3 protein-coding genes and 1 pseudogene are annotated in these 7,025 nt (G+C 46.9%); 1 reads left to right on the forward strand and 3 read right to left on the reverse strand.

From position 1 onward, the window contains the following. Positions 1 to 71: 71 nt before the first annotated feature. The 3 genes and pseudogenes from ACOJS8_RS25695 to ACOJS8_RS25705 form a co-directional block, all read right to left on the reverse strand. Positions 72 to 581 (reverse strand): hypothetical protein, encoded by a 510-nt coding sequence (locus ACOJS8_RS25695; protein WP_420151418.1) that lies wholly within the window; start codon positions 579 to 581, stop codon positions 72 to 74. A gap of 30 nt (positions 582 to 611) precedes the next feature. Further along, positions 612 to 2,075 carry a SusD/RagB family nutrient-binding outer membrane lipoprotein gene (locus ACOJS8_RS25700; protein ID WP_420151419.1) on the reverse strand — a complete coding sequence of 488 codons (1,464 nt, stop codon included), beginning with the start codon at positions 2,073 to 2,075 and terminating at the stop codon, positions 612 to 614. Positions 2,076 to 2,102: 27 nt separating this feature from the next. After that, a pseudogene (locus tag ACOJS8_RS25705) lies at positions 2,103 to 5,267 on the reverse strand (SusC/RagA family TonB-linked outer membrane protein). Positions 5,268 to 5,554: 287 nt separating this feature from the next. Between ACOJS8_RS25705 and ACOJS8_RS25710 the strand changes: the two are divergent. Further along, entirely contained in the window at positions 5,555 to 6,907 is a 1,353-nt protein-coding gene (locus ACOJS8_RS25710; protein ID WP_420151420.1) for an amidohydrolase, read from the forward strand. Positions 6,908 to 7,025: the final 118 nt, after the last annotated feature.

Here is a 7,025-nt window from a genome sequence, read left to right on the forward strand (position 1 = left end):
GACAAATACTGCCAAATAAAAAGCTCTTCGATGAATCGAAGAGCTTTTTATTTGGCAGTATCGCAATTTAACTACGCTTGCACCCGAACGCGTACTTGCTGGGTTATTATTTGCGTATTGTCGTCGAGCGTTACTAAAAATATAAACGCAATCTCACGCGGTGTAATAGCTGTACCTGGCGTTAAAACAACCGTTGGATATTTCGTTCTAAACGCTGCCAGCGTTGTTTCAAATACAGCGGTATTGCCTGATCCTGCAATTGGTGCTGTATTGATTGCTGACGAGGCCGTGTTCAACGAAGCTGCATTGATTGCCGTTCCTCCACCCACAACCCGAGTGATTTCCTTAATGGTCCGCCCGGTACTGCTGGGAATTTCCAGTGTGAACTTAATGGCTCCTCCACCCGCTGTTGATACGTCGATAAATGGGTTACCTCCATACGTAGTAGCACCAGGAAACGTTACGGGTACGGCTGGCCGATTATCACGAACCAGCGGACCATATTCCAAATCGTCTTTGCAGGCAAAACTGGCCATAGCCATAATTGCCAATAAGAATCCTTTTATGATTAATTGTTTCATTTCTTTGCTTGATTAACAGACTGATTGGGCTTAATCTACATCCCACCACAGTTTGACATTTGATTGTGGAGATGGGTTCGGGAAGTTGGGGTTACGTTCAACTTCCTGCGTGATATACACGGCTCTCACCGGACGAGTGCCATCAATACCTACTGCATTCTGCGAATCACGCAAAGTAGGGTAGCCGGTCCGGCGATAATCATTCCACAGCTCAAGTCCATTTCCTGTAAAGGCAATGTACTTCTGTGTAATAATCTGCTCCAGTTTTTGTGCATCTGTTCCCGTTAACGTAGCAACTTTAGGATTATTAGCCAGATACGTGTCAATCTGAGCCGCTGTCAGGCCAGCCAGGGTCATAGAAGCCCGGATACCTTCAGTGTACAGTGCCTGCGGATCTCCAGCTGTTTTCAGCGTTAGAGCCGACTCAGCCAGAATAAACGCCCGCTGGAAGTTCGTCAGCAAGCGAACGGGGCCTTCACCATTGGCACCGGTAACATACGCGTTATACCGTGACCAGCTTGTAACAGGCGTAGGCCGCGCTCCTGACTGACCATTATCCCACGTTACGTAGTTAGCGCCCGGTTTTGTAAAGAATATGGGCAGACGTGGATCATTATTAGCCTGCAACAGGTTCAGATACCGGGTGCTCAGGATCAAATCATCTTTAAAAAGACTCACGTTTGTGTATTCATAACGCGGATCGCGGCTACCAACACTAGCTCCAAACGTTACGTTCAGATCATCGGCATTCGAGTTGATATACTGGCCTCCTGCAATTACCTGATCAATTACGGATTTAGCTAAAGCCGGCTCTTTCCGGCTGATCGTATTAGCCAGTTTGAGTAGCAACGTATTACCAGCCCGGCGCCACTTCGCCAGATCGCCTTTGTAAATCGCGTCGTCATTTCCGGGTTTTGTAACCGATGTAGCTTCCAGATCCGCTAAACCTTCTCGCACCAGATCAAACAAGCTCTGAATATTCAGCGACTGATTGCCTTTATAAATATCCTCCTGTTTATCGAGCCGAGGCTGAATGTTACCTTCACCCTGCAATGCCTGCGAATATGGAATATCTCCCCATACGTCGGTAGTCAGAGCAAACGTGTATGCCTTCATTATTTTGGAGATACCCGAATAAGCCTTTGAGTTCGATGCATCGGCCAGCGCAATGATCTGATTGTAATTAATCAAGGCGCTACCGTAAATCTCAAAACGCCATTGGTTATTCAAATCGGCACCATTGGTGATATAAACATCCCAGCTCTGCGGACTACCGGCCGCACCAGCTAGTTGTTGCGTAACTGTCGAGGCAAATCGATTTAATTCGTTGGCATTGGTAAAGGCTGAGCCATATTCAGCCGCAGGTAACAACACCGAAGGCGGAACCGATGTCGGGTTATTGGGCGTAACGTTGACATCAAGGAATTTGGAGCATCCATTTAACCCCACCAGGAAGGGGAGCACCAGGAATGCCTTTTGAACTATATTTTTCATAGATGAAATCAAATAATGTCGTGGTAATTAGAATGTAAGCCGAAGGTTAACGCCGTAGTTACGTGTGTTCGGCGGGCCATTCAGATCAAGCCCTTGTATATTACCAGCACCCTGTGTATTCACTTCTGGATCAGCGAAGTATCCGGGTGCATAGAAGAACAGGTTACGTCCACTAACGCCTACCGAAATAGCACCAAACGGTGTTTTATCTAACAAACTTTTCGGTAAGGCATAACTCAAGGCAACTTCACGCAAGCGGTAGTTCGTCGCATCGAATACGGCTCCCTCAGAAGCTAAACCGCCTAGCCCCACCCAGTACGCCTGTGACGACAACTGGATATTGTTAGGCCGGTAACCCGTTACCGTTCCATCTGTTCCCGTAACCGGAATAACACCAGGCATGATACGAGGCTGGTTGCGGTCGATACCCGTTACGTATAAAGAACCCGATGTCCGGTAATCAGCTGCGCTAAAGGAGAAAAGTTGTCCACCCTGACGAATATCAAACAGAGCCGACAAGGTTAAACCTTTATACGAGAATGAGTTGTTGATACCCAGTGTATAATCGGGGTTTGGGTTCGATACAACCTGACCAGCTATGGCCGGTGCAAACAGACCTGTTGTCGGATTTATTACAAACTGCCCGACAAATTGCCCTGTTGGATCGTAATTGGCGGCAGTCGGATCGGTATTTTGTACCCGAGGATTGGCCGAACTCACAATAACGCCATAAGGTTGTCCTTCAACAATAGATGGTGTAATGCCATTGAATCCGTTTCCGGTAATAGCCGATTGTCTTACACCCGGAGCAATTGAAACTACTTTGTTGCGGATGCGGGTAAAGTTGGCCGTAATGTCCCATTTAAAACCGTTTGCCCGAACAGGCGTAGCGGACAACACCAACTCGATACCTTTATTCTGCAACTCACCTACGTTAGTCGTGCGCGTATCATACCCGGTTGAGTTTGAAATCGATACGTTAAAAATCTGATCCGTCGAACGTGTAAAGAAGTAAGCAGCATCTAAACTAATCCGGTTGTTAAAGAAGCCAAGGTTTAAGCCAACTTCTGTCGACGTAACAAATTCAGGCGTAAGGCCATTATTACCAATTCGACCGTTGTTAACAAAACCTGGCAGGCTCGTACCCCCAACCGATAATGGGAAATTGATGCTCGCTACGTTGTTACCGTATGTAGCTTTTGCAAACACCGAGTTCAGCAGATACGGATCAGCGTCACGACCTACTCGAGCGATGCTGGCCCGTACTTTTGCGTACGAAAGTACATCCGATTGTACTTTAAACGCATCTGTTGGTACGAAGCTGACGGCAGCCGATGGATAGAAATAGGTATTGCTGCTAGCTGGTAATGTTGAAGATTGGTCAGCCCGGCCCGACAATTCCAGGAAGAGATAATTATTGTAGTCGAACGACGCCTGCGCGTAATAACCAACCAATCGACGCAGCGTACTTGTTTCACCACTGCTGGTGAACACGGCACCGTTGCTTGGATTCAGGAAGCCAGGAATGGTCAACTGTTCAGCAACGACGAAAGCGTTTTGTGTTTTACGCTGGTTAATGTTGTTCCCCAGCACCAACGAAGCACCCAAGCCTTCCAGGAAGAATTTGCTTGTTTTGGCATTAATGATGAGGTCACCATTCAGCTCAGAGCGGAAAAATTGATCCTGCGTAACTGATCCCTGAGGTGCCCGCGTAGCGCCAATATTTTCAACCGATTTCCGGCGGTCAGTATAGGTATCGCCCGTTACCCGATAGGATACGTTCAACCACTTCGTAATGTCGTAACCCACGGTGAAGTTTCCGAAGAAACGGTCGACCTGACTATCAAGTGTTGAATTCCGTACTGCCCAGTTTGGGTTTGTCGATGTAGTAAGGAAATAAATACTTTGACCGTTGGCATCCTGATAAGGCTCATTTGTCAGGTCGTAGCTACGTGGAATACGTGTCAACTGACCAAAAGCACTACCACCATTACCCAGGGCTGATCCAGTCTGAGCCGTCTGTACATACGTGCCGGTAGCCGAAATACGCAGACCATTTGTCAAGCGCGTCTCTCAACCCAACTGTACGTTTGTCCGGTTAAATCTCGACAGCTCTGTAATCCCTTTCTGGGTTGTATTACCAATAGCAAGGCTAAAGTTCCGATTGACATCGCCACCAGCAATGTTTACTGCATTCTGGAAGATACTTCCCTGACGGAAGAAGTTACGGACGTTATCCGGATATGCCTGATATGGCCGCGATTGCCCTTGTAAATTAGTTACGGATGTTGGCCCTCCGGCAAAAGCTGGCCCCCATGAATTCGTCGTGTTATTAACGAACAGGTTGTTGGTACCTTGCCCATACTCATTCTGGAACTTAGGTAATCCGTATACATTCTGTACGTTATACGACGACGTAACAGTCACTTCCGTTTTGTTAGCCTGATTGCGCCCGGTTTTAGTCGTGATAATGATAGCCCCGGCAGAAGCACGCGATCCATAAAGCACGGCTGCGGCTGGCCCTTTCAATACGTTTACTGATTCAATACTTTCGGGGTTGATGTCGGCCAGACGGTTCGACGACTGTGCCTGAAACAACGTATTACCTGTCAGGTTTACGTCATTACCGAAAATAATTCCATCGACCACGATAAGCGGCTGGTTCGACCCATTGAACGACGTGATACCCCGAATATTGATGTTAGTCGAAGCTCCTGGTGCACCACTTTGGCTCGAAATCTGAACCCCTGCCAGTTTACCCTGTAAAGCATTAAGCAGGTTAGGCTCCGATTTCTGTGTGAGCAGAGAGCTACTAACTTCCTGAGTCGAATACCCCAATGAACGCTTGTCGCGTTCGATTCCCTGTGCTGTTACAACGATCTCATCAAGGCTTGCTGCTCCGGCTGCCAGCTTGACATTGATGGTCGACTGTGTACCAACCGGAATCTCCTGACTGGCAAATCCAATGTAGCTAAATATTAGCCTGCTATTGGGCAATACGCTAATTCTGTAGTTCCCGTCGGTATCTGTGGTTGTACCACGGGTAGTACCTTTTACTTGTATGCTCACGCCTGGCAGAGGTGAGCCGTCGTCTGATGAAGTGACCTGGCCGCTCACATTGATATCCTGACCCAAAACGGGCAAACAGGACAAAACGGTAAGCAACCAACTGGCTAGTAAAACAATTCGCATGTTTCTGTTTGGTTGAGATTAAAAATAAATTAAAATACAGCCGGACAGCAAAGATACGATTACTAGTTTATAGTCTCACTTAATAATATTGTATTTTTCTATTTCGTAAAACGTTGTATATTATTATATAGAAGTATTCTTATAGTGTAAATAGGAAAATACAAAGAGAGAATAACCGCATAATCATAATTTTAAGAAACATATCTATTCAATAAGCAGTATTTTATTCGGCAGAAAACGTAAATTGCCTACTAAATTTAACGCACATTGACCTGTATAATAATTTCATGAATAAATTTCAATTGTATACATTCATGGCTGTGCTTGGGACTGGAACTTTGCAAACCGCTTTTGGACAGACCCAAACTCTGAATGCCCGCATGGAGAAAATGGCGGAGAATCTGGAGAAAAAAGTTGTTACCTGGCGTCGTGATTTTCACCAGCATCCAGAATTAGGCAATCGCGAGTTCCAGACAGCGGCTAAAATTGCGGCTCATCTACAATCGCTGGGTATGGAAGTGAAAACGGGTGTTGGTAAGACGGGCGTAGTGGGTCTCCTTAAAGGCGGCAAACCTGGCCCCGTGATCGCCTTACGAGCCGACATGGATGGCCTGCCGGTTACGGAGCGAGTCGACCTGCCTTTTAAATCAGAAGCAAGAACTGAATATAACGGACAGCAGACGGGCATTATGCATGCCTGTGGGCACGATACGCACGTAGCGATTCTGATGGGAGCAGCGGAAGTACTTGCCTCGGTAAAAAACGATTTGCGCGGTACGGTTAAGTTTATTTTCCAACCCGCCGAAGAAGGTGCGCCGACTGGCGAAGAAGGAGGAGCTTATTTGATGGTCAAAGAAGGCGTACTGGAAAATCCTAAGGTGGACGCCATCTTCGGGTTGCACATTAACTCCCAAACAGAAGTTGGTACAATTAAGTACCGTCCTGGCGCTACTATGGCTGCGGTCGACTCGTATGCCATTAAAATTAAAGGAAAACAAACGCACGGCGCTAACCCCTGGTCGGGTGTGGATCCAATTGTTACGTCGGCACAGGTCGTGATGGGTTTGCAGACAATTGTTAGCCGAAATGTCAATTTGACCGATAATGCAGCGGTAGTTACCGTTGGAGCCTTGCACGGCGGTATTCGCCAGAATATCATCCCCGAAGAAGCGAATATGATCGGTACTATACGAACATTTAGCCCTGAAGCGCAAAAGCTGGTTCATCGACGTATCAACGAAATCGCCACCAACATTGCTGAGAGTGCAGGTGCGCAGGCCGATGTAAAAATCGACGTAATGTATCCGGTTACCTACAATGATCCTAAACTGACCGATCAGATGGTGCCATCGCTGGAAGCCGTAGCCGGTAAAAACAATGTTAAAATTACGCCTGCAGCAACTGGAGCCGAAGATTTTTCATTCTACCAGCAAAAAGTACCGGGCTTCTTTTATTTTCTGGGCGGTATGACGAAAGGTAAAAAAGTAGAAGATGCAGCTCCGCATCATACCCCCGATTTTCAGATCGATGAAGGTGGGTTTGTACTTGGGATGAAATCGCTCTGCCGTCTGACTACCGATTACATGGAGCAGGCAAGTAAGGGTATTGCCGTTAAGGAGCTCACTGCGAGTGGAAAGTAAAAATATATAACGCTTCACTATGTCCCGAATCTAGCGCTCAGGACGTAGTGAAGTGCTACGTTGCATCTCGATTTCGTAGCAGTCTGGAGAGTACACCCGGCAGAAATCGTTTTAGATA

The sequence above is a fragment of the Spirosoma sp. genome, assembly GCF_048594605.1.
GTDB lineage: Bacteria > Bacteroidota > Bacteroidia > Cytophagales > Spirosomataceae > Spirosoma.

Excerpts from the sequence above, each read along its gene's own strand:
- ACOJS8_RS25695 (WP_420151418.1), bottom strand. The coding sequence starts at position 581 with ATGAAACAATTAATCATAAAAGGATTCTTATTGGCAATTATGGCTATG.
- ACOJS8_RS25710 (WP_420151420.1), top strand. The coding sequence starts at position 5,555 with ATGAATAAATTTCAATTGTATACATTCATGGCTGTGCTTGGGACTGGA.
- ACOJS8_RS25700 (WP_420151419.1), bottom strand. The coding sequence starts at position 2,075 with ATGAAAAATATAGTTCAAAAGGCATTCCTGGTGCTCCCCTTCCTGGTG.